This window comes from Bradyrhizobium sp. UFLA05-112 (genome assembly GCF_053572325.1).
This window is the reverse complement of sequence record NZ_JBANBK010000055.1, coordinates 1-22,798: the sequence shown is the minus strand read 5'-3', so window position 1 is coordinate 22,798 and position 22,798 is coordinate 1. Positions and strand designations below refer to the sequence as shown.

The window sequence follows — 22,798 nt, the reverse complement described above, 5'->3', positions numbered from 1 at the left end:
AGCCGCGGCCGCTAGCATGCTATGTGCATGTCGGTTCTTTGCCCTTTGAGTACCTTCGCTCACGTAACCGTCTTTGGTCGATGCGTTCTCCGGAATTGATGGGGGATGCTTTCAGGAATTGCCCAATGCTGCAGGTGAATAAGCCGACGTCGGAGATCAACCGGGATCTCGCCGATGTCGACAGCTCCCCGTCCCAGACGCTCACCTCCTACGTCGAAATCGTCCGTCGGCAATTCCCGACGATGGTCGCCATCGTATCGGCCTGCATGATCCTGGCGTTGCTCTATCTCTTCACCGCCGCGCCCCAGTTCACCTCGACCGCCCAAATGGTGATCGACACCCGCAAGGTGCAGCTGTTCCAGCAGCAGTCGGTGCTTGGTGATATCGCGGTGGATTCGGCGACGGTCGAAACCCAGGTCGAGATCCTGAAGTCCGAGAACATTAGCCTGGCTGTGATCCGCGATTTGCGCCTGATAGATGACCCCGAGTTCGCCGGTCCCGGCGGCGGCGTCTTGGGCGCTGTCATCGGCTTTGTTGCAGACTTGTTTTCCGACGGCCATGCGCCGTCCGAGTTCGAGCTGACGCGAAAGGCACTGGAGCGATTTGAAAAGAACCGCACCATCAAGCGGCTCGGCCTGACATACGTCATGGAGATCGGTTATACTTCCAAAGATCCTGTCAAAGCTGCGAAAATCGCCAACGCGATCGCAGATGCCTACATCGTCGACCAGCTCGAGGCGAAGTACCAAGCGACCCGTCGCGCCAGCGTCTGGCTGCAGGACCGCATCAAGGAGTTGCGCACGCAGGCGTCCGCCGCGCAGAAGGCGGTCGTCGATTTCAAGACCGCCAATAACATCGTCGATACCGGCGGGCGGCTGATGAACGAGCAGCAGCTTGCGGAAGTGAACAGCCAGTTGGTGCTGGCACATGCGGCCACCGCCGAGGCCAAGGCACGGCTCGATCGCATGAACGACATCCTCAAGCAGGACATTCCCGACGCCAACGTCACGGATGCGCTGAAGAACGACACCATCGTCAAGCTGCGCGCGCAGTACGTCGATATGGCGTCGAAGGAATCGATCTGGTCGGCGAAGTACGGATCGGATCACCTTGCCGCCGTCAATCTTCGCAGGCAGATGGCGGAGATCAAGAGGAACATCACGGACGAGCTGAAGCGCATTCAGGAATCCTACAAGAGTGAGTACGATATCGCGGTGACGCGCGAGGAGAGCATCAGGTCGAGTCTCAACAACGTCGTCTCGGAATCTCAGCTCACCAACCAGGCACAGGTGCAGCTGCGTGAGCTCGAGAGCAATGCGCAGTCTTACCAGGCGATGTATGATAATTTTCTGCAACGCTACATGGAATCCGTACAGCAGCAGTCCTTCCCGATCACCGAAGCGCGTGTGATCAGCGCGGCGACTACGCCGCTGGTGAAGAGTTATCCCAAGACATTGATCATCTTGGTGGCGGCGTTGTTTGGCGGCTTCGTTCTCAGCTTTGGGGCGGCCATGGCACGCGAGCTCACCGATAGGGTCTTCAGGACCACCGGCCAGGTTGAGGAGGTGCTCGGCGCGAACTGCATTGCGATCTTGCCTTCGCTATCAAGCGGCTCTGCCGTGCCCTCGTTTCTCGCTGATAAAAGGTCGAAGAAGGACAACCCGCAGCCCGATCTCCTGCGCTACGTTATCGAGAACCCACTCTCGCGCTTTGCGGAAGCGGTGCGCTCGCTCAAGGTAGCGGTGGACCTCAATTCCATCGTGCGCGAGAATCGTGTGCTAGCGGTCACCTCGACGCTGCCAAATGAGGGCAAGAGCACGCTGTCGACCAACCTAGCGCAGCTGATCGCACATAGCGGGGCGCGAGTGATTCTGGTCGATTCCGATTTGCGTAATCCCTCTCTGTCGCGGGCTCTGGTGCCCAATGCAAAAATCGGACTTGTCGATGTGGTTGCGCAGAAGGCGCAGCTGGACGATACGTTGATCGTTGATCCCGAGACCAAGCTGTCGATCCTGCCAGCAGGAACCACCTCGAAACTCCTGCATACCAACGAGATTCTCGCCTCCAAGGCGATGCATGCACTCGTTACGCTGCTTCGGTCGAAATTCGACTACGTGGTGCTCGACATGCCGCCGATGGCACCAGTCGTTGACGTCCGTGTCACCTCGTCCTTTACCGACTCCTACGTGTTCGTGGTCGAGTGGGGCAAGACCAAGATCGACGTAGTCAGGCACAATCTGCGCGGCTCGCCCGAGATCCAGGACAAGCTGCTTGGCGTGGTCCTGAACAAGGCCGACACCAAGGCGCTGGCGCGATACGAGTCCTATCACGGTCGCTATTATTATCAGAAGTATTATGCTCGCTACGGGTATGTGGAATAGCAGATCTTGGTGCGACGGCGAATGTGCTCGCGCGCGTTGCTGTTCCTGTTCGGCTTTATTGGTTTAGCCTGGTCGTTGACCGCGCTGCCGTCGTTCACCCTGACGACATCGGGACGCGACATCGTCGCCCGCATTATCGCGGACGAGCGCTTCAAACCGGGCGTCCTTGCTGGCGTGCTGGAGCGCATGAAGGCCGATCCGCGGCCGCTTATGTTGCAGCCCGAGTTCTCCCAAGGGGAAGCTTTGGTGATGTTGCGCTCGGCCGAAGAGGCGATGCAGCGGAAGAGCTCGGGCGAGGCGGATCGCGAAGTGGAGGCCGCCGAGCGCAAAGTCAGGGCAACGCTTGCCCGGACTCCCAGCGATTCGTTTCTCTGGTTGATGCTGTATTCGATAGCGACGACACGCAACGGCTTCGATGCCAACAACATCATCTATTTAGAACAGTCTTATGCGTCTGGGCCCAACGAGGGGTGGATCGCTTTACGTCGCAACCGGGTGGCCTTGGCCATATTCTCGGGACTTAATGAGACCTCCCGGGCAATCGTTGTTTCCGAATTTGCCGAGTTGGTCGATTCAGAATTGATCGAAGACGCTGCTGCGAATCTGATGGGGGTAGGCTGGGCACATCGTCAGCGCTTGCTCGCCAGCTTGGAGAGGGTGGATATCGCCAATCGACGGAGCCTTGCCAAGCGGCTCTCGATCGAGGGACTCAAACCAACGATTCTTGGTATTGAAACAGATGAAAGGCCTTGGAGATGAGCGGAGTACGATTCCGAGCTTTTGCATATGGTTTGGCCGTCGTCGCTTTCCCACTCCTTGTAGGATTTCAAGCACACGGGCAGACGAGCGCAACAAGCCCGAATGCGCCACCACTTACAATGCAAGGCCCTGCAGAACAGTCTGGAGCACGCATTGTACGCGATGCTCTGAATCGACCATGTCTCGATATCGAGGCCGCAGCGCGAGCGCATACCGTAAATCGTGACATGGTGGATCACGTTGTCAGCATTAAGAATAACTGCTCAAAGCTCATCAAGGTAAAGGTTTGCTACTTTGGTTCGGACAAGTGCAACCCACTTAACGTTCAGGGCTATCAGCGGATCGATACCATTCTTGGAACGATGATGAGAATTTACACGTTTCGGTATTCAGTTTTTCAAAACTGACATTTCATTTGATCCGCTTCGGGCGGCTATCTTCACTGCCCTCTTCGAATGCTGGACCTGCAGAGCTCGGCGCTGGTGCAGTGCGGCTACGGTAACGAACAAGAAGAAGATGGCCCATGGCGGGACAGTTACGTAGCCGCCGACGGTAAACCACATAACGGAAGTCGAGAGATATATGTAGCTGATCTGCTTGACACGAAGGGCGCGCAGCAAGTTCTGATAGCCTAGGATCATCAGCACGCCGAACCCGATGCCCAAGAAGATCCAGTGTTGAAAAAAGCTGTTGGTCAAAAGTGACCGCGCTGATGTTGCCTCATCCCAGGTGCCATTAACCCTTTCTCGTCGCGACTGAACATAAGACAGAACGTAAGGGGTGAGGGCATCCTGCGCGCCGAGTCCAAATCCTGCCATGGGTAGCTCAGTGACGGTGTACTCAGCGATCTCGAGCGGCGCAATTAGTCTGATAAATACGCTCTCTCCACTGAGAAGAGGGTAGTCCCGACTCTCGGCGGCTAAGCTGACAAAGACGCTCAGCAAACACAGAGCAGATATGGAGCAAGCGAGCGCAACGCGGCGCAAGTGCCGGTCCGCAAATCGATTGAGTTCTGTAAGAGGAGAGAACAGAAACATTCCAGCGGAAGCCCATACCAAGCAAAAGAATAGGATGGTCGGGCTCCGAATGACTAGTAGTGCGGGAATGCATATGAAAGCAGAGACTAGGCTATCCCGAACGAACGTGTTTCGTTGGGCCAATGAAAACCAAGCGCTCAGAAAAACTGTAAACCAGAGCCCTACAAACGACGGTTCAAGCGAGAACACCTTCGGCCGGGTTTGACCGTAGAGAATCTCATCTCGCTGGTCATTTACGTAAAGTCCCTTAGGAAATACTAGAGCCCGGAACGCGTCGCTAATCGAACCTAAGCCAGCGTAAATTTCCAATACCGCGCCTATCACTAGCGCTAGGGCGCACATAAGAAAGAGTCTTCTGACGAGTGCCGCTGGGAGCGTGGACAAGAACACAAACATCGAATACGAGATAGCGATGGAGTAGACGATCTGAAGACAAGATTTCGCGATCTCGAGGCTATCTTCGAAGGATGAAATTGCATGGCAAGCGAAGTTAGCCAAGCCAATTACAAATATGATGGCGATCGCGACGATAACCCTAGCGCTATAGAACTGTGCCGTCCTCGCAGCCATTCCAATTGCTGCCACCAAGCACAATACGTTTGGGAAAAGTATTTTCCCATCCCCACCGAAGACAGAAATGGTGGAATAGGCGCCGTAGAGAAAGAGCCCAATCAGAAACCAGTCGACAGGCGTCGCCTTTCTTACCCTAAGGCTTTCGTCCACTAGAAGCTCCTTGGGCCACGAAACATTTCGAAAGAGAAGCTGACTCGCTCTGCTTCGATCGTGATACACGTTAGTTGAACAAATTCAAGTAATTAGTGGTAAGATGCCTTGCGTTTTGCGTGCATTGAGGACAAGCTTCCGTAATCACGAAACTCAAAGGTTGTATGTAATCTATGGAAACTAGCCGCCGAACTCTCCTGCTCTCGGGTGCTATGTTGGCGTCGGTTAGCGCAAGCAGTGGTGCTCAGCCAGAGTCGGTCCCGACGCAGGATAAAGATCTGCTCACGGAGCTAATAACAGTATCTTCGATTTCCGCTCTTCTGGGTATTCAGAAGCCAAGTGGGATCGTTCAGGTTCTTGGCTACTATAATCCAGGCGATGGTGGCGGCGGAATTTTCGCGTGGAAATCTGAATCGAAAGAAACAACCGACCTGGGCCTCGTTTTCCGGACGGCTCATTCTGAGATCGGAAGATGGCATCGGCAGTGGTCGGGAGCGCTCGACGTAAGGTGGTTTGGCGCCATTGGCGATGGCCGGCGCGACTGCACTGAAAGTCTCGCAGATTGTCTCAGCAAGACCTCTCAGAAAGTCCTATCGGGCGAGTGGACGAGCATAAAATTTCCCTCGGGAGTATACTGCATCCGCGACGGCATCCATTTCAGGATGAATCGCACCAGACTGATCGGCGAATACGCGGTCATACGGCAGCAGAGTGAAGCACGACCAATCTTCATTTTGGAGGGTGCGGAATGGTCGATCACTGGCCTGCGGTTCGAGTGGGAGCAGCAGCAACCGCCTACGGCGATCAATGCATATGCCCTCGGGTTCGTCGGCGATACGTGGGACTTCTTAATCCAAGACTGTCACTTCAGCCGCGGCTACCGTGCGATAAGCACGTATCTAGAAGGCGACAACAATCCGCTCGTTTGGGGCGGCGCAATTCTAAATTGTCGAGTGCGAAATTTCCAGGGATCGGCTGTTCACGCGGTGCCCAGGCGGCGGAATGCCGGTCAGCTAAGTTTGTCCATCATAGACTTGGGCGTTTTTAACTACTTCTTTCCCAGCATCGAGCCTCACATCCAGATTTGGGACTGCGAAGTATTTCTAGCTCACCTCGATCTTGAGGGTGAGGCGCCGTGCAACATCGCTCTAGAGCAGTGTTATGGAAGCATAAGCGCCGTGCACATTGAGCACAAAAAACAACAAACGAGCTCAAGTCCCGAAACGACAGTTCTTAAGGCGGAACGTTGTACGTTGTCGTGTGAGGGCTGGACAAATTGGGGAAGGTATCAATCCTATAGCCCCGACCATCGCTATCATTGGATTCTTGCCTATCGCAGCGAGATCAGTATACGGAATTTTGTAAATAAGGGTTTCTCGGTGGAGGGGCCGGGAAAGGTAGTTGCTTTTTCAGGAAGCAACAGCAAATTCGAATTCCTAGGCGCGCCATTGTCGGACATCAAGATGCGAGTCATCGCAGATGAGTTGTATGATTTTGGAACGAACAATGAATACCTTGAGATACAATGGCGAAATTTGCGCGGATAACTGATCTATTCATCCGAAAACTAGCTTCGAAATCTCTGCTGTAGACCTAACGCGAAGGGACTGGGTCCCGAACGAGATCAAGGCGAGGATCAGCGCGCTCCCGCTGCCGAAAGTTGATCCAAACAGAATCCGCATGAACAATGCTCTGTCGTGCATGAATTGATCAACTGCTGTCCCGAGGAAAACGAACATGAGTGCCACTGCAAGGCACGGGAGGCAGTATCGCAAAGAAGTCTGAAATGATACTCGACCGTAACGAGTTGCAACGAAGAGAAGGGGCAGGAAGAAAAGCCCATTCAATACTGAATACGTTGTGGCGATCCCTATTGGTCCCCAACTTATAGTCAGCACAAAGGCCATAACGGTAATAATGGACGTGACTGTTGAAATAAGAAACAGCGCTCTCGTGTGGTTCGTTAGTTGATACAGGCATCCAGTCAACGAAACTATCGACTGGAATGTCGCCGAAATTGCAAGAATGTGGAATAAACTCGTTAGAGCAGACCATTCAGGGCCAAGGGCCAGGTCGACGAAGACTGACACATTGACGTTCGTTATAAGAATGGTTGAACAGCCCAGAAATGTAGAGAGGCGAGCGAGCCGTCCGTACGCTTCGCTGCGATCTTGATCTGACAATGTTGGGAGAGAAATCAATACTACGTTGGACAACGGAACATTGAAGACTTGCAGCGGTAGCATAAGAAGCCGATACCCAAGTGCGTATGGACCCAACAGTTTGGGCCCCCAATACCAACCGATCAGCACGTTATCGAGGTTCCGGGCCATTTGGTTTACGAGCCCGAAGCTCACTAGCCAGCCGGCATAGCTGATTACTCCCGGCAACGACTGAGATAACTTCGTAACCAAGAAGATATTGAAGGTTCGGGGCAGCTTTTCGGTGTAGCGCGTGAACATCAGCGTTGCCGCCAGTGGTGTCGCCACGGATTGGCTAACGAGAGCCCAAGCCGTTGGTGAGATGCCCACCTGCACGAGGCCGATGAGTAAGCCAATCATCGCTGACGCTATATCAACCTTCGCCACCAAGCCGTAGCGTTGACCGCGCAGGGCCAGGGACCGCAAAAAGGCGCAATACGACTCGAGCACGATTACAAGGCTCATTGTTGCTAACATAGGAGCGACAATGGACAAGCCAAGTAGCTGTGCGAGAGGGATCGCGACCAGACTGAAAAGGACGGCTACAAGCAAACTTAAGCAGAAGGCGGCGGCCGCTAGCGTGTCCAGTCGCTCTTCAAGTATGTGCGGGTTATGGAGTAGATATTGCGCCAGTCCCGCTGAAGCGAAGAGCTGTGCGAAGACGACAAACGGGAGGACTAAGGCGAAAAGCCCCATCTCTTGAGGCCCAAGTAAGCGAGCGAAGAGCAGTGTCCCGCCCGCTTGCAGCGCTGCTTTTGCAACCTGAGAAGCTATCCCCGACGAAGAAGCCTGAGCAAGCACGGAACAGAGCCTTAACGAAATCGTCTTAGGCGCGCCTTTGCGCGCGACGCAAATGTGGTCGTTGCCTTTGCGAAGTTATAGGTGACGCTCCTGAAGCCCGATGTGGGTTCTAGCAATCGCATTGTGTCGGTACAGAGGACGGGGCGTCCACTGATTTCCGCTATTTCGGAAGCTTCCCATTCTGCGCTTTCAATGAATAATGTCGCGTCTGAACGCCCATAGATGTCGGCCTTATATTTGGCATTTATCCTAAGCGCTCTTCGTTGTTCCGCGGTATAACCCTCCAGAAGAACCAGCCTGTCGTATTGTACGCCGTGTGTCTTTAGCCACGAGATGGTCTGTTCCTTGTATCTCGCTAGCCTTGCGCTGACGATGGTGCCTACTTTTGCTCTCGGCAGGTATCTTGGTTGTGCATTGAGCATGAAGTGTAGATATTTTTCGCCGTCATCGTTTTGGTCGTGGGCTGGATCGCAACAGATTACTCCATCCATATCTAGGAAAGCATTGGTAAGCAGGGGGTGGTGCATGAAATTCCACTCGAACAGTCGAGGATACTCAACTATTTCACCATAGAAATCGACCCTGTCGGCGCGGCCGGCGGTGACGTACGCTGCGTATGTCGAAACCTTGCCTTTGAAGTGCGCTCTCAACAGTTCGGCCTTGGCTTCGGCTAGAGAACCACCGGACGCGACGCTATCGTCGACGACGATGATATGCGAGCATTCGCTGGGTCTTTCACGGAAATCATTCCGTTGACCTCTCGTGCTGCCAAACTTGAATGGTGCGTCCTTTGCAAAAGACTCGAGATCACACACGGGAAGATGACGAATGAGACCTAGCTGAATCGCCACCATTAATCCGCTTCTGGGTATGCCGACTATCGCGTCTATATCACTTGGTATTGCCCAAGCATCCTGAGCTAACCGCTGCGATAACTGCTGGTATGATCGGAACTCGCGTATCTGGCTCATTGCTGGTTCTTCCGTGCGAAGTTAGAGAGGTCAGCGCGTGCTCAAAGATGCAACTAGCACGTCGCCAGAGCGTGGGCGGAGTTTTGCCAAGAGAACACTTGCTTCGCCTTCTTGTAGGCGCTCTCACGCACTTCTCTGAGGTGCTCAACGTCGTCGATGTATGTGGTGATCAAATCTATGATTTCGCCAAGGGTCTTTCCCTCAAAGTAATCCTTATTGGCGACAAGCGGCATGCCGACCATGCTTCCTGCCAATGCAACGATGGGCAAGCCCAGGAAGACATAGTCCAGGGCTTTCAACTTGAACCCCCCGCCTAGTTCTTCAACGATCAACCCCATCGCACAATCTTGGGCATGATCACTAATCGACTTAACCTTTCCGGTCACTTCCCATTCAGGAAAAGCTGCGTTCAACTTGGCGCGAAATGTAGTAGGCATCGAGCCGATCACCCTAACCTTTACGTCTTTTTGGCGCAGTATTGTGTGCGACGCTTCCAAGAATCTCAGAAGGTTCGTTTGCTTTGCGTGCCACTCAAAAGAGCCGACTATGCAGATTGTTCGTGATAGCGAATGAGGAGGTAGGGATTCTGGCACCGGCTCATATCCGGGCGGCACAACGATAACGCGGCGCTCATCTCCGAAGTCCTTCTTGAAAAGCCGAGCATCATGGTCCGTGATGCTGCTTATGACGGAGACACTGCGGCCGAGGCGCTTTTCTAGGAGTTGGGCCTTGACTGCGTCGTAAATCAGACCGACTCGCTTCAAGGAATTGCCTTCGAAGCCTCGTGCGGCCGAAAGTCTCACGGTGCCCTCGTGGTTGTGTGCGAGATAGACTGTCTTGACTAGCGATCCTATGCTCGCGCGAAGGGGACGACAAATCCATCCCATCGCAAGCGAATCTATAATGACTGCGCTCGGCTGTACTTCAGACAATGTCTGCAGCGCCTTATCCAGATACGGTCGAGTATCGTACCGGTAGGCGTGATACGGCAACTGCGAAAGCAAGCTTCCGAGTAGGCTCGGCGCGGAGTACTTGATTGGATGCCAAAATACATTTGAGCCGTAGCGAGCAGCGGTATCGTTCCATGCTTCTTCTTCGCTAGCGTAAAACAGCACATGAACTTGGCCGCTGATTGGGGCAAGAGCGCGGATCAGGCCTTCGCTGTAGATTAGCTCACCGCCAAATTTGGAACGTGGGTCGGTTTTGGTAAGCCAAACTATGTTGGTTCGGTTGTTAGAAGCCATCAATGATCTCTGGAACTTTCGACTAGCTGGATGAGATCGCGTGCCACGCGTGCAATACTGAAATTCTCTCTCGCATGCAGCTGAGCAGCTTCTCCTATTTCGGGCCACTGCGCTCGGCTCGTCAGGGCAGTCCTTAAGCCGTTGGCAAACGCCATTGGGCTTGGGTCATGAACGAGCCAGCCAGTCTGCCCATGTATGATGGTTTCTGCTGGCCCGCCAAGCGAATGCGCCAATATCGGTCGTCCCATCATCATCGCCTCGATAATCGAAAGTCCAAACGGCTCTGCGTCGATCCGGGAATTCACAATCAGATCGCAAGTGAGGTAATAAGGACGGGTATCGGCGATCGGCCCCAAGAATCGAACCCGATTCTCCACGTTCAAGCGTTCGCTCAGCTGTTTAAGTTGCTGGTGATAGGGGGTCCCAAGCGGCCCGCCACAAACCAACAGCTTAACGTTTGAGAATGCTGGATCAGAAGCGATCGCCTCAATCATCTCTGCCTGCCCTTTTTCTGGAACGAGGCGTGCGAATATTCCTAGAATCGTATCGGTCTCGCTGTATCCCAATGCGCTCCGTTCAATTGGGCCAATCCTTTCCCGACTGAACTCTTCGGGATCAATTCCTAAGTGAAGGACCTTGGGTCGTTTCGCGACGCCCAATAGGGTGCTAGCCGTGTACTTGCTGTTCGCAATAGGCTGCATTCCAAATTTGAGAAATAGCAGCTCGTATATCCACTTATTTGCTTGTAGTGGATATCTACTGCTGACCAAATTGGGCATGATCCAAAAGCTTCGCGTTTTGGCCTTGCGAGCGGCAATAGCGGCGATAGGGACTAGATTCGGGATGCGAACGATCAAAGCGTCGGGTTCAAATGCGTCCAAGGTTTTGGCTACCGAAGAAGTACCGGAAACGAGGTTCTTCGCCAGCGCGAGGGCCCTGGAGATAGCTTGTCCAAATTGCTTACCGTACTCGGGAGGGGCTGGAATGTCACAAGAGCAAACTGCGATCTCCGATCTCAGAGCTTCCTTAACGAGGGGGCCTTCGACAAAATAGAAGACGCAACAATGGTGCCCTTGTCGGTTCAATTCACGGGCCAACGAAGTTGTTAGCCGGCTTACTCCATAGGTCTCATCACCGAGAGCCAAAAACGCTATTTTCATTGCTACCCCCAGCGCGCCCGTCGCTGTTGCCATGCACTTGTTGCAGATAAAGGAAGTAAGGAGCCGGCGATCAGTACGCGGCGCGCTGTAAGAAGCCGTGAGTGGCTGTTCTTAATAGAATTATCAAGTCGAGCACCACGCTCCAGTTATTGATGTACCACAGATCACACTCCACGCGCTTTTGCATCAGCTCGAGCGCGCGGGTTTCGCCGCGGTAACCGTTAACTTGGGCCCAGCCGGTGATACCGGGTTTGACGTGGTGGCGGAAGGCGTAGTTGCCGATGATCTGCTCATATTCGCTGTTGTGCGCGGCGGCGTGCGGGCGGGGGCCGACCAGCGACATGTCGCCCTTGAGCACGTTGAAGAGCTGCGGCAGCTCGTCGATCGAGGTCTTGCGCAGCCATTTGCCGATGCTCGTCACGCGGGGGTCGTTCTTCTGCGCCTGCACGATGGTCGGACCGTCCTCGAGCACGCGCATGGTGCGGAATTTGAAGATCTTGAAGCCGCGCCCGTTGAAACCGTTGCGGGTCTGGCGGAAGAACACCGGCCCCGGCGAGGTCGCCTTGATCAGAATTGCCGTCACCAGCATCACGGGGGCAAAGACGATCAGGGCCAGGCTTGCGCCCACGAGGTCGAGCGCGCGCTTGAGCGCCCGTTCCTTCCAGGAGAGCGGTGCGCGGCGCAATTCCGCGGTCCAGGTATTGCCGGTGTTCACCAGCGGATGGCGCAAGAAACGTGCAGCATGGGCATCGGGCAACAGATGCACGGGCACGGGCAGGATTTTCAGCGCGTCCAAAATGCTGTCGATCGCGTGCTGCCGGCTCCAGCTCATCAGGAGGAAGATGTGCTCGATCCGATTCTCCCTCGCATAGGCGATCAGCTCGTCAAGGCGCGGGCCGATGGAGGAGAGCAGGAGGGGCGAGGCGAGCTCCTTGGAGCGGATCTCCATGATCCGCAGCAGCCGATAGCCATGCTGCGCAAGATCCATCATCGCGTTGGACGAGGCCGGTAGCCCGAATTCGGCGATCAGAAGCGCGCGGCTGTTGGCGAATGCGCCGGTGCGCAAGGCATGCGCCGTCCAGCGCGCGGCGAGCGCCTTCCAGATCAGCAGTACGGCAAGGCCGACCAGATAGAACGAGATCGTGGTGCCGCGGGAAAAGTTTTCGCTCACCTTCATGGTGAAGGCGATCGCCAGCAGGGCGCCGAACAGCCCCGTCCAGGTCGTCAGCGTCACACGGAAGGTGCGCGGCAGGTTGGTGATGGTCTTCAGGCGATAGCCGTGCTGGACCGTGATCAGGAGCGCGAAATTGATCGCCACCAGCAGGCTGGCCGCGGCATAGACATCCGCCTTGCCGAGCAGCGTTTGGGTAAAGAGGTGATAGGCCGCCGCGCAGCCAATGCCGCTGATCACAACCAGTGCGGCATCGACGCACATCACAAGGCGCTCGACAACCATAGGTCGCAGCCAGCTTGGCGCCAAGCTTTGGGATGTTGTCCGATCATACTCCAGAACGTGAATTTCCGCAGCAGAATCAGGAGCTGACGTCGGCCGAGCCGATAGAATTGTCATCGCTCTAAAGCTCACTTACGATAAATGTCCTATCCCGACGCGCCGTGCTATCGGGCAAAACCGCAATCCAAACAAGGCGAAGGAAAAAGTAACCTTACCCCAGCAGTTCTATTGTACCGCATCCTCTGTCCCGACTGATATGTCAAATTTCGCAAATCCCTAGGAAGCTCTCAGTGTCTCAGACCCGGCCCCGGCGCCGATCCAAGCGGAGGACCAGTCCGTACGCTGCCATCGGCCTTGCCGCCGCCGCGCTTTTGGGAACGGCGCTCCTGGTCCTGCGCCCCGATTCCGTGCCGAGACAGGCCTCGAGGGTCCCCGCGGCCAAGGTCGCGCTGCTTCTGGATGGAGCATATGGAGCCCGGTTTGCCGGCGAAATGGCCGCACTCAAGCAGGGATTTTTTGCTTCCGACATTTCTCTGGCGGTCCGCCCCGATGGTCCCGACTTCATCGCGACCATCGCACGCCAACATGCCATCGGCGTGACGAGCGGTCAGACGTTCCTGCTGGCGGCCTGGCGCGGCGTGCCTGTGACCGCCTTTGCTGCGAGTTTCCTCGATACCTCGGTTGCGATATTCGCGCTCGAAAGTTCGGGGGTGCGGCGCCCTGCCGACCTGATCGGCAAGCGCCTCGGTTACCGCAGGGGCAGCGAGGGCGACGTGATCTTCGACGCCATGATGGCGCAGCTCGGACTGCCGCGCAGTCAGATTACTAAAGTGGCCGATCGCGACAGCCTCGAGGCGCTCCGCGCCGGCGAGGTCGACGCTATCATCGCCTCGATCGATGACCAGCCAGATCCGACCAGCCCCGGCTACGTCCGGTTGAATGTCATCAAGCCGCAGGAGTACGGCATCCATGTCCCTGGCCTGGTCTACTTCGCCAGCAATGATCTCATGCATGATCAGCCGTCCGTCATCGCCGACGTGCTCCAGGGCCTCATCCGAGGCTGGCAGTTCGTCTATACAGATTATGCACGGAGCGTGCCGGTTCTGGCCGGCTTTGATGCGGAGAAGCTGAAGCCTGATCGGTGGAAATTCGAGCTGCAGCAGCAGCGAAACCTAGTCCTGCCGACCGGGGGACGTATCGCCGACTATGATGAGAGCCGATGGAAGACCCTCCGGGACATCCTTCTCTTTGCAAAACTCGGGGAAGAAGAGGTGCCGCTTGCCCAATCGGTGAACTACCAATTCCTTCGGGATGTGTACCGCCGTTCACCCGATCTTGCCGCCTCCGGCGCCTGGACGGGGGAGAACTAGGGCCAAGAAGCCACAGTTGTGCGCCATATCGCCCCAATCACCGATCTGAGAGGCGGGACCCCGTTGCGTTCATCCTGCTAGGGTTGGTAATCTTTGGTCGCCGTTTGAGGCTGATTTCTGGATTTTCGGATATCCAGGCCGCTGCAGCGGGTCCTTCTTAGGGGGGCTGTGGCGGATTGGGTCCGTTGGGGCAAAGGAGCTTTTGGGGATGTTCAAGACGTTTGCGCGCGCAAGTCTTTTTGCCGTGGCCACCTCTTTCTTTGCAGTGAGTGGTGCACATGCAGCGATGCAGATGCCCGCCACGGCGGCTGTGCTGACGGGTGAGAACCAGGTCACGCCGGTTACGTTCTGGGCCCAGCCCTATCCCTACCGCTATGTGCCTGCGCGTCGCTGCCCGCTGGTGCGTGTTGAGACGCCGTACGGCTGGTACATGGATCGCGTCTGTGCGCCGGTAGGCCCCGTCCTGCGTCGGGCTTACTGATCGGCCCAGTCTGACCAGACAGATTCACCTAAGAAGCAGTCGTGCGGTCCGTACGGCTGCTTTGTCTATTTCCGAGCCGATAGTCTGCCGTCGGATTGTGCAACGGGCCTGTTCACCAAAAAATGCCGTTTGGCGGTAACATGGGCTACCGCCCCGTAAAGATTGTGTTAACAAGCTGAGTGCGCTGCACTGCAGCGCGTCTTGGAATGGAAATGGGGGCTGTGCTGTGGGTTCTTTCATAGAGGGCCCAGGCGAGGTGTTTTATGACAGGGGCATCAACCTACAATCTTTCCGGAAAGCGCGTCTTTGTGGCTGGCCATCGCGGTATGGTTGGTTCAGCCGCCGTGCGCCGCCTTGCGTCTGAGAATTGCATAGTTCTTACGGCCGATCGCCGCGAACTTGATTTGACGAAGGAGGAGCCCACGCTTCGATGGTTTGAGGCCAACCGACCCGACGCGGTGATTCACGCGGCTGCAAAGGTCGGAGGTATCGCCGCCAACAACAATTTCCCGGTCGATTTTCTCTGCGACAACCTTGCGCTTGAGCTGAACGTCATTCGCGCAAGTCACGCCGTCGGCGTCCGGCGTCTGCTGTTTTTGGGTTCGTCCTGCATCTATCCAAAGCACGCCAAGCAACCGATCAGTGAAGATGAATTGCTCACCGGGCCCCTTGAACCCACAAATGAGTGGTATGCGATCGCGAAGATCGCTGGGCTAAAGATGTGTCAAGCCTATCGTCGCCAATACGGGGATGACTTCATCTCGGCGATGCCCACTAATCTCTATGGTCCTGGCGATAACTACCATCCGGATCATAGCCACGTGCCGGCGGCGCTAATTCGGCGCTTCCACGAAGCAAAGTTGGCGAACGCGGCAACGGTGACGGTATGGGGCACGGGAACGCCGCTTCGCGAATTTCTCAACGTCAATGATTTCGCTGACGCCTGCGTCTTCCTGTTGAAACAGTATTCCAGCGACACGCCCATCAACATCGGCAGTGGCGATGAGTTGTCGATCGCCGATTTTGCTGCAACGGTTGCAGACGTCGTCGGCTACCAAGGCAAGCTCGTTTTCGACACGTCCAAACCCGATGGCACGCCACGCAAGTTGCTCGATAGTTCAAGGATTCGCGCGCTTGGTTGGCGACCGAACATCGCTCTGCGATCCGGTCTCGCTGCCGCTTACGCAGATTTCCTAAAAGGACATGGCCGTCATTTGGCGGTTAGCGCAGTCAGCTAAGCGAAATCGGTTGGACTTCAAAGTTTTTCAAACCCTGAACTTTAAATTGGATTGCGCTTTATGCGTGTTCTTTTGGTCGGCATCAACTATGCTCCCGATCTGATCGGAGTGGCAAAATACAATGCTGAGCTCTGCGAAAGCCTTGCCGCCGAAGGCCATGAAGTCAGAGTGATTACGGCGCCTCCTTATTACCCTGCCTGGAAGATTCCGGCGGGTTTCAAGAGTTCTTACTTCAGATCGAGGTCGATCGGAGGCGTCCGCGTGAGGCGTACGCCGATTTATGTGCCCGAGCATCCATCGGGCGCGAAGCGGCTGATCCATCATGCCTCGTTCGCGCTCTCCAGTGCAGCGCCAGTGCTTATCGATGCGCTCTCCTGGCGACCGGATGTCATGATCGCAGTCGCGCCGTCTCTCATGTCGGCTGCCCTTGTCTCACTGGTTGCGCGTCGCGTCGGTGCCAGGTCATGGCTTCATGTCCAGGATTTCGAGGTGGATGCGGCATTTGATCTTGGTCTGCTGCGCAACCATTCTCTGCGCAAGTGGATGCTGAGAGCGGAAGCGGCGATCCTCAAGTCGTTCGATCACGTTTCAACGATCTCTGAGGCGATGCTGCTGCGCCTAGCAATCAAGGGGCTGGCTCCCAACAAAGCGCTTGAGGTCAGAAATTGGATTGATACCAGCGCGATCTGCCCGGGGTCGCGAATGACGAAATATCGCCGGCAGCTGAAGCTTGGCGAGGGCGATATTGTTGCGCTCTACTCCGGAACCATGTCGAACAAGCAGGGGCTTGACCTCGTGATCGACGCTGCGATCAGATTGGAGCATAGCCATCCACATGTTCACTTTATTCTTGCGGGCGAGGGGCCACACAAAATGAGGCTCGAGCAGATGGGCGCTGGACATTCCAACATCCATTTTTTCGGACTTCAGCCCAACGAGAGCTTCAATGAATTGATGGCGACGGCCGATTTTCATCTCATTCCGCAGAAGGCCGAAGCGGCCGATCTGGTGTTGCCCTCGAAACTTGGCGCTATCTTCGCATCCGCGCGGCCGGTCATAGCGATGGCCGAAGAAGGTACGGGGTTGGCGGCGGAAGTGACCGGTGCCGGTCTCGTGATTCCGCCGGGAGATTCGTCCGCTCTGGAAGTTGCGATCTGCCAGCTCAGTGAGGCTCCGGCCCTTCGCCGCCGTTACGGCGATGAAGGTCGAAAACGCGCGCTTGATCGCTGGGATCGGCGGACCATCGTTCGCCGGTGGGCGGAAGTCATGGCAGGTCAGCGCAGTTCGAGCGAGAAGGAGGGCTTGGATCCGACGGGCGTCAATGACAACATTCGGCTCCTTGGGGAGGATGCGGTTCGCTTGCCTTGACGTGCTTTGTCTCAGCCTGGCTGGGTTGCACGCGTGTCATTCGGCGAAACTGGACGGAAACCAACGCCACAATGGGCGTTTGGCTGAGCTGGTTGCGGTCGACTCATTCGGCGTAGGTGACGCGATCCCCTGAGGGAGAGAACTGGAACGCCTGTTGATTGCCGCGCCGATTACGCGGAAGATCGAAGCGGGCTAGAGGCAAAGCCGAAGGAACGGCTGATGCCAAGAACTCTCCAGGAACAGCTGGACCAGGTTGAGCGCGATATCGAACTGTACTCAGAATTTGATAGGGCTGAGAAAGCTCGGTTCAATCGCGAGTCTTACTTGTGGACTGCAGAAGATCGCATCGAATGGCAGGAGATACAATCTGACAATGCTCAAAGACTTCGCGAATTGCTCGAAGAGCGTGACACTCTGCGCAGGCAGCTGAGCCCGTAAAGACGTTTCATCGCATGTTCCTTTGACCTGAAGGGGAACCGGCAACCCTGAGGGGTGGAGTTCTGGCCGCCGAAATGGAAACGTCATTTGGTCGACCTATCCGCATTCCACATCGTCTCGAAGCCATGCGGGCAATGCCGCAGGGACCCACCAAGTATTTGCGGGAGTGCCTCGGCAAGAAACAAGTCCCGCGGCAGTGAAGGACGAAAGCACGCGCTGGGTCGATGGGATCGGCGGACCATTGTTCGCCGGCGGGCGGAAGTCATGGCAGGCCGGAGCATTTCGAACGAGAAAGAGGGCTTGGATCCAACGGGCGCCAGCGACAGCATCGGGCTTCCCGGGGAAGATGCGGTTCGTTTGCCCTGACGTGCTTGGTCTCAGGAGCCGGGTTGCATGCACGCCGTTCGGCGCAACTGGACGGAAACAAGCGCAACAATAGGAGCTTACTCTCTCGTCCGGCCAGTGTGACGGCTGATCTACGCCAATGAGTTATTCGTGGCGGGCGAAACAGCGGAAGCCGTGCCGCTTGATCAGTTCATCCCGCTTCGCGGATCCTCCGATCCTTCTCCTCGAAGGGCAGCTGTTAATTCTGCGGCGAGACGATCCATAAGGACTAGTGTGAAATCGACTGTGAGATGATTGGCGTCTCTATAGACAACGACGCCGTCGCGAATAGCTGGACATACCAAGCCTGTGCAAATCGACGATGTTAGGTCGATCATGCGCGCGTTGTTGATGGACGAGACGGCGCGTTGCTCTGCTTCGAACACTTCGTTGCTTGTGGTGAGCGAAAGACTGCGACTGCACGTGCTAAATGGTAAACCACGCCATTCCGCCCGAGCGAGACAATTTCCGACCGGGTGATAAGGAGTGGGATTGTCGCGGATCACAATGAGCTTGGCGTTGAGCGGTTCGAGTTCCTTGAGAGCCCCGGATAATCCGCGTTCCCACGTCTCAACGCTCACCGCATGAGGTCCCAGATTGGTGAATGGTCCTTTGACGTTTCCGCTCGAAAACTGTGCCAACAGTATTGCGTCGGGGCTATCTTGCTCTTTTATCATGGCGATCGCCTGCTCGCGCCAGCTTGCGCACTGTGGCGAAAGCCGCCGAAGTCGCAAACTGTAGACCTTGGAAACCGGGATATTGGCGACAGGACAGGAGGCCTTTAGGTACGTGATGAGCCGCCATCCTCTCTGTTCAGCAATAGCCGCAAGCGCGGTCGTCCATTGATCGGCGTGAGAATCTCCCAACAGAACAATTGTCTTTGTATAGCTAGATGGGCCGAACACGCAGCGGATGGGAATCTGTGTCGTGAAATCGGCCAGACAACCACTCTCGCTCGAAAGGGAATACTTCGAAATCGAGGCAACTATCTTCGCTTGCGCGGCATTCGTGGCGTACTGCGCGATCGCAAACGAGAGGATGCCAGCAACTGTGGCGGTTAGCGTAAGGGCGCCACCCATGACAATTGATCGTGCAGATCGTCGTGCCAGCCAGTGACTGGCTCGGATCGGGTTTTCGAGCCAGACGAGGCTGAGCGAGGCGAGGACGACTGTCATGACAAAGAAAAGGCAATTGGCGAGTGCCGTGCTGCCGACGAGCACCGTACCAAGCACTGCAATCGGCCAATGCCAGAGGTAAATGGCGTAGGACCGGGCACCGAAGAACTGAAACGGATGCGTCCTGAGCAAAGCTGACGGTCCATGAGGATTGTCCCCCGTGAGCAGCAGCAGCGCCGTAGCTGTCACTGGAGCAACGGCAACTACGCCTGGGAACGCCATGAAGCCGTCGATCGCAAAGAATGACAGGATGAGAATCGCGAATGACAACCATCCAACGATTGAGCTCGAGCCGGCCTGCTTTGCCCAACGCTCGAAGGGGCATGCTGCGATCAGAGCTCCTGCGCCAAACTCCCATGCTCGAGGGGGCGCAAGATAGAACGCCCAAGCTTGCTTGCTGTAGGTCAGGTAGATGCAGCCAGCGAACGATCCGAACACTACGATCAGTAAAGCTAGCAGGAGGACCTTTTGGCTGAAACGTCCCACAATGAGGAGAAAAACGGGCCAGACCAGGTAAAATTGTTCCTCGACTGAAAGTGACCACGTATGAAGAAAGGGATTGAGCGAACTTTCGGGGGCGAAATAGTTCATGGACTGGCGGAGGAGCCAAACATTGGCGGCATACAGCGCAGAAGCTGCCGCCGACTTGGCCATCTCCTTCTGTTCAAAGGGCGCCAGCACGAAGTATCCGATGATTAAGGTCGCTAGCGTGACCGCGAGAGCGGCAGGCAAGAGTCTCTTAGCCCTGCGACCGTAGAAGCCAATAAAATCGAGCTTCCCGGTCGCGGCTATCTCCCGAAGCAGAAGTTGGGTGATGAGAAAGCCGGATATGACGAAAAACACGTCTACACCGACAAATCCGCCGGTGAAGCCCGGAACTCCGTAGTGAAAGGCGACCACCGACAGAACGGCGATCGCCCTTAGCCCCTCGACATCTGCTCTGAAATGGGGCGCGGCTCGCGATACGGGCTGCGTGTCTATTGTTGCGCACATTGCATCAAGAAACGCGAAAACGTTCAGTACTGCGCATTTCGATCGGGGAGTTTGGCGATTTTCGGTTATTCGTAGGGCGGCGGCGAGGCAAGGCTGACGGTCGCCGGATACGCGAGGGAGAAGTCGGGCGCGATCCGTCCTCTCTAACAGCCCTGACTACCTTGAGTAAGTTCCAGGACGTCACCGAAGAGGGATGCGGCGATAGCGGCGAGGCATCGGCTCGGAAACGTTGGGGGCTTGGTTGAAGCAGGAAGACGTCGGTCCAGCCCCAAACGCCTCGTCCCGCACTGCCGGCGGAGGATGCGGTTCGCTTGCCCTGAAGAGGGGTGACACCGCGGTAACGTCGCTTGGCATGCGTGTTCCAGCCGATCGTGATCACCGATTCCAGGCCATCGTGATCACCCATTCCAGAGCATCGTGATCACCATTTCCAGCCGATCGTGATCGCTATTTCCAGCGATCGTGATCGGGGACAACCGGGAGGCGCGCACCGCTGACAGTCTGCAACCGGGGTAGCTCGATCTTTTGCCAACCCGCAGAGGATCGAGATGCCGACAGAGAGACTGTCCATGCGCCACATTCGCGAAGTTCTACGCCTGCACTGCAGCGTCGGCATGTCGCAACGCGCCGTTGCCCGGAGCCTCGGCTTGGCCCAGGGCACGGTCAGCAAATACCTCAACCGAGCCCGCCGCGCCGGTCTGACCTGGCCGTTGCCGCCGGAGCTGGATGACGACGTCCAGCTCGAGAACCGCTTGTTTCCGCCGCCTTCCGATCGGCCCAGCGACGAGCGTCCGCATCCGGACTGGGCGCTCGTGCATCGCGAGCTGCGGCGGAGGAACGTCACGCTGATGCTGTTGTGGGAGGAGTATTGCGACGCAAACTCCGACAGCTTCAGCTATGCGTGGTTTTGCGAACGCTACAGGGAATGGGCCGGCCGTCTCAAGCCGACCCTGCGCCAGGTTCATGCCGCCGGCGAGAAGCTGTTCGTCGACTATTCTGGCCACACCATGGACCTGGTTGACGGGCTCACCGGCGAGGTGCGCAACGCGCAGATCTTCGTCGCCGTGCTCGGCGCCTCGAACTACACCTACGCCGAGGCCAGCCTCACCCAGAGCCTGCCCGACTGGATCGCCTCCCACGTCCGGGCCTTTGCCTTTTTCGGCGGTGTGGCCCGGCAGACGGTGAGCGACAATCTCAAGGCTGGCATCACCCGGGCCTGCTTTCACGAGCCGATGGTCAACCGGACCTATGCCGATCTCGCCCGCCATTATCGCACCGCCATCGTTCCTGCACGGCCGTATCGGCCGCGCGACAAAGCCAAGGTCGAAGTCGGGGTCCAAATCGTCGGGCGATGGATTCTGGCGCGCCTGCGCAACCACCGCTTCTTCTCGCTTGCCGCTCTCAATGAGGCGATTCACGCGCTGCTTGTCGATCTCAACAATCGACCATTGCGGAGCTGGGGGCGAAGCCGGCGCGACCTATTCGAAGAGCTCGATCGCCCGGCGTTAATCCCCTTGCCGGATGAGCCCTACGAGTACGCCGAGTGGAAGCGCTGCCGGGTCAACCTCGATTATCATATCGAGATCGCCAAGCATTACTACAGCGTGCCTCACCACCTCGTGCATCAGGAGGTCGAGGCTCGGATCACCGCGCGAACGGTTGAGATTTTCCTGCGCGGCAAGCGCATCGCCTCGCATCTGCGCAGCACGCTGCCGCATCGCCCGACGACGATTTCCGAGCATATGCCAAGCTCGCATCGCCGCTATCGTGACTGGACCCATGAGCGTATTCGTTCCGAAGCCGCCAAGGTCGGCCCCGACGCCGGGACCCTGATCGACGTCATCCTGCGGTCGCGACCACATCCGGAACAGGGCTTCCGCTCGGCCATCGGCATTCTCGGGCTGGTCAAGCGCTATGGCCAAGAGCGCGTCGACGCCGCCTGCGCCCGTGCCCTTCTCCTCAACGCCCGTTCGTACAAATCAGTCGCCGCCATCCTCAAGAACGGCACTGACAGAACCGCTCCGCCCGCCGAGGAGGCGCCCATCCTCTTCCACGCCAACATCCGTGGCCGCAGTTACTACAATTGATCAGGAGAGATCAGCATGCTCATTCACCCCACCATCGATCGCTTGCGCGCTCTCGGCCTCGCCGCTATGGCCGATACTCTCGCCGAACTACAGAACAATCCCGAGGCGGCCGAAATGCCGCACGCCGATTGGCTCGGCCTCCTCGTCGATCGCGAGGTCACCGCTCGCGATAACCGTCGCCTCATGCGCCGCTTGACCAGTGCCAAGCTCCGTCAAGCCGCCGCCATCGAGAACGTCGACTATCGCACCGCTCGCGGCCTTGACCGTTCGCTCTTCCAAACCCTCGCCACTTGCCAATGGATCCGTGATGCCAACCACCTGGTCATTGTTGGCCCAACCGGCACCGGCAAGTCCTGGCTTGCCTGTGCGCTCGGCAACAAAGCTTGCCGCGACGGCTTCTCCGTCCTCTACAAGCGAGCATCCCGCCTGTTCGCCGATCTCGCCCAGGCGCGCGGCGAAGGCCGTCTGGCGCGCCTGATCGCCGCGCTCGAGCGCGTCAATCTCCTCATCCTCGACGACTGGGGACCTGAACCG

The 22,798-nt window shown here is 56.7% G+C and carries 16 protein-coding genes; 9 read left to right on the top strand and 7 right to left on the bottom strand.

Going from position 1 to position 22,798, the window contains the following annotated elements; genetic code table 11:
- Positions 1-125: 125 nt before the first annotated feature.
- Together SO180_RS27735 and SO180_RS27730 are read left to right on the top strand one after the other, a co-directional pair.
- Positions 126-2,381 (top strand): polysaccharide biosynthesis tyrosine autokinase, encoded by a 2,256-nt coding sequence (locus tag SO180_RS27735; protein WP_449382010.1) that lies wholly within the window; start codon positions 126-128, stop codon positions 2,379-2,381.
- A gap of 21 nt (positions 2,382-2,402) precedes the next feature.
- Positions 2,403-3,140 carry a hypothetical protein gene (locus SO180_RS27730; protein WP_449382009.1) on the top strand — a complete coding sequence of 246 codons (738 nt, stop codon included), beginning with the start codon at positions 2,403-2,405 and terminating at the stop codon, positions 3,138-3,140.
- Between the two features lie 389 nt (positions 3,141-3,529).
- On the opposite strand, the gene SO180_RS27725 is transcribed toward SO180_RS27730, so the two are convergent.
- A complete protein-coding gene (locus SO180_RS27725) occupies positions 3,530-4,900 on the bottom strand; it encodes a hypothetical protein (protein ID WP_449382008.1) in 1,371 nt (456 codons plus the stop codon).
- A gap of 212 nt (positions 4,901-5,112) precedes the next feature.
- Between SO180_RS27725 and SO180_RS27720 the strand changes: the two genes are divergently transcribed.
- Positions 5,113-6,447, top strand: coding sequence for a hypothetical protein (locus tag SO180_RS27720; protein ID WP_449382007.1), 1,335 nt, complete (start codon positions 5,113-5,115; stop codon positions 6,445-6,447).
- A 9-nt stretch (positions 6,448-6,456) separates the two neighbouring features.
- On the opposite strand, the gene SO180_RS27715 is transcribed toward SO180_RS27720, so the two are convergent.
- The 5 genes from SO180_RS27715 to SO180_RS27695 all read right to left on the bottom strand — a co-directional run bounded on the left by SO180_RS27715 (position 6,457) and on the right by SO180_RS27695 (position 12,733).
- Positions 6,457-7,902 (bottom strand): oligosaccharide flippase family protein, encoded by a 1,446-nt coding sequence (locus tag SO180_RS27715; RefSeq protein ID WP_449382006.1) that lies wholly within the window; start codon positions 7,900-7,902, stop codon positions 6,457-6,459.
- Positions 7,903-7,913: 11 nt separating this feature from the next.
- Positions 7,914-8,873, bottom strand: a complete 960-nt coding sequence (locus SO180_RS27710; RefSeq protein WP_449382005.1) for a phosphoribosyltransferase family protein — start codon at positions 8,871-8,873, stop codon at positions 7,914-7,916.
- 53 nt (positions 8,874-8,926) lie between these two features.
- Positions 8,927-10,117 (bottom strand): glycosyltransferase, encoded by a 1,191-nt coding sequence (locus SO180_RS27705; RefSeq protein ID WP_449382004.1) that lies wholly within the window; start codon positions 10,115-10,117, stop codon positions 8,927-8,929.
- Complete coding sequence (locus SO180_RS27700; RefSeq protein ID WP_449382003.1) at positions 10,117-11,277, bottom strand: glycosyltransferase family 4 protein; 1,161 nt, start codon at positions 11,275-11,277, stop codon at positions 10,117-10,119. The genes SO180_RS27705 and SO180_RS27700 overlap by 1 nt, the downstream gene beginning before the upstream one ends.
- Before the next feature lie 70 nt (positions 11,278-11,347).
- On the bottom strand, positions 11,348-12,733 hold the full coding sequence (locus SO180_RS27695) for an undecaprenyl-phosphate glucose phosphotransferase (RefSeq protein ID WP_449382002.1): 1,386 nt from the start codon (positions 12,731-12,733) through the stop codon (positions 11,348-11,350).
- 488 nt (positions 12,734-13,221) lie between these two features.
- On the opposite strand from SO180_RS27695, the gene SO180_RS27690 reads away from it, so the two are divergent.
- The 4 genes from SO180_RS27690 to SO180_RS27675 all read left to right on the top strand — a co-directional run bounded on the left by SO180_RS27690 (position 13,222) and on the right by SO180_RS27675 (position 17,187).
- Complete coding sequence (locus tag SO180_RS27690; RefSeq protein WP_449382001.1) at positions 13,222-14,100, top strand: ABC transporter substrate-binding protein; 879 nt, start codon at positions 13,222-13,224, stop codon at positions 14,098-14,100.
- A gap of 208 nt (positions 14,101-14,308) precedes the next feature.
- A complete protein-coding gene (locus SO180_RS27685; protein ID WP_449382000.1) occupies positions 14,309-14,581 on the top strand; it encodes a hypothetical protein in 273 nt (90 codons plus the stop codon).
- A gap of 263 nt (positions 14,582-14,844) precedes the next feature.
- Positions 14,845-15,819, top strand: a complete 975-nt coding sequence (locus SO180_RS27680) for a GDP-L-fucose synthase family protein (protein ID WP_449381999.1) — start codon at positions 14,845-14,847, stop codon at positions 15,817-15,819.
- Between the two features lie 60 nt (positions 15,820-15,879).
- Entirely contained in the window at positions 15,880-17,187 is a 1,308-nt protein-coding gene (locus tag SO180_RS27675; RefSeq protein ID WP_449381998.1) for a WcaI family glycosyltransferase, read from the top strand.
- 968 nt (positions 17,188-18,155) lie between these two features.
- Here the strand turns inward: SO180_RS27675 and SO180_RS27670 are convergent.
- Positions 18,156-20,177 carry an acyltransferase family protein gene (locus tag SO180_RS27670; RefSeq protein WP_449381997.1) on the bottom strand — a complete coding sequence of 674 codons (2,022 nt, stop codon included), beginning with the start codon at positions 20,175-20,177 and terminating at the stop codon, positions 18,156-18,158.
- A 548-nt stretch (positions 20,178-20,725) separates the two neighbouring features.
- On the opposite strand from SO180_RS27670, the gene istA reads away from it, so the two are divergent.
- Together istA and SO180_RS27660 are read left to right on the top strand one after the other, a co-directional pair.
- Positions 20,726-22,264, top strand: coding sequence for an IS21 family transposase (istA, locus tag SO180_RS27665; protein ID WP_449381996.1), 1,539 nt, complete (start codon positions 20,726-20,728; stop codon positions 22,262-22,264).
- A 15-nt stretch (positions 22,265-22,279) separates the two neighbouring features.
- Positions 22,280-22,798: ATP-binding protein (locus SO180_RS27660; protein ID WP_449381995.1), on the top strand; the 519-nt coding region annotated here is incomplete at its 3' end.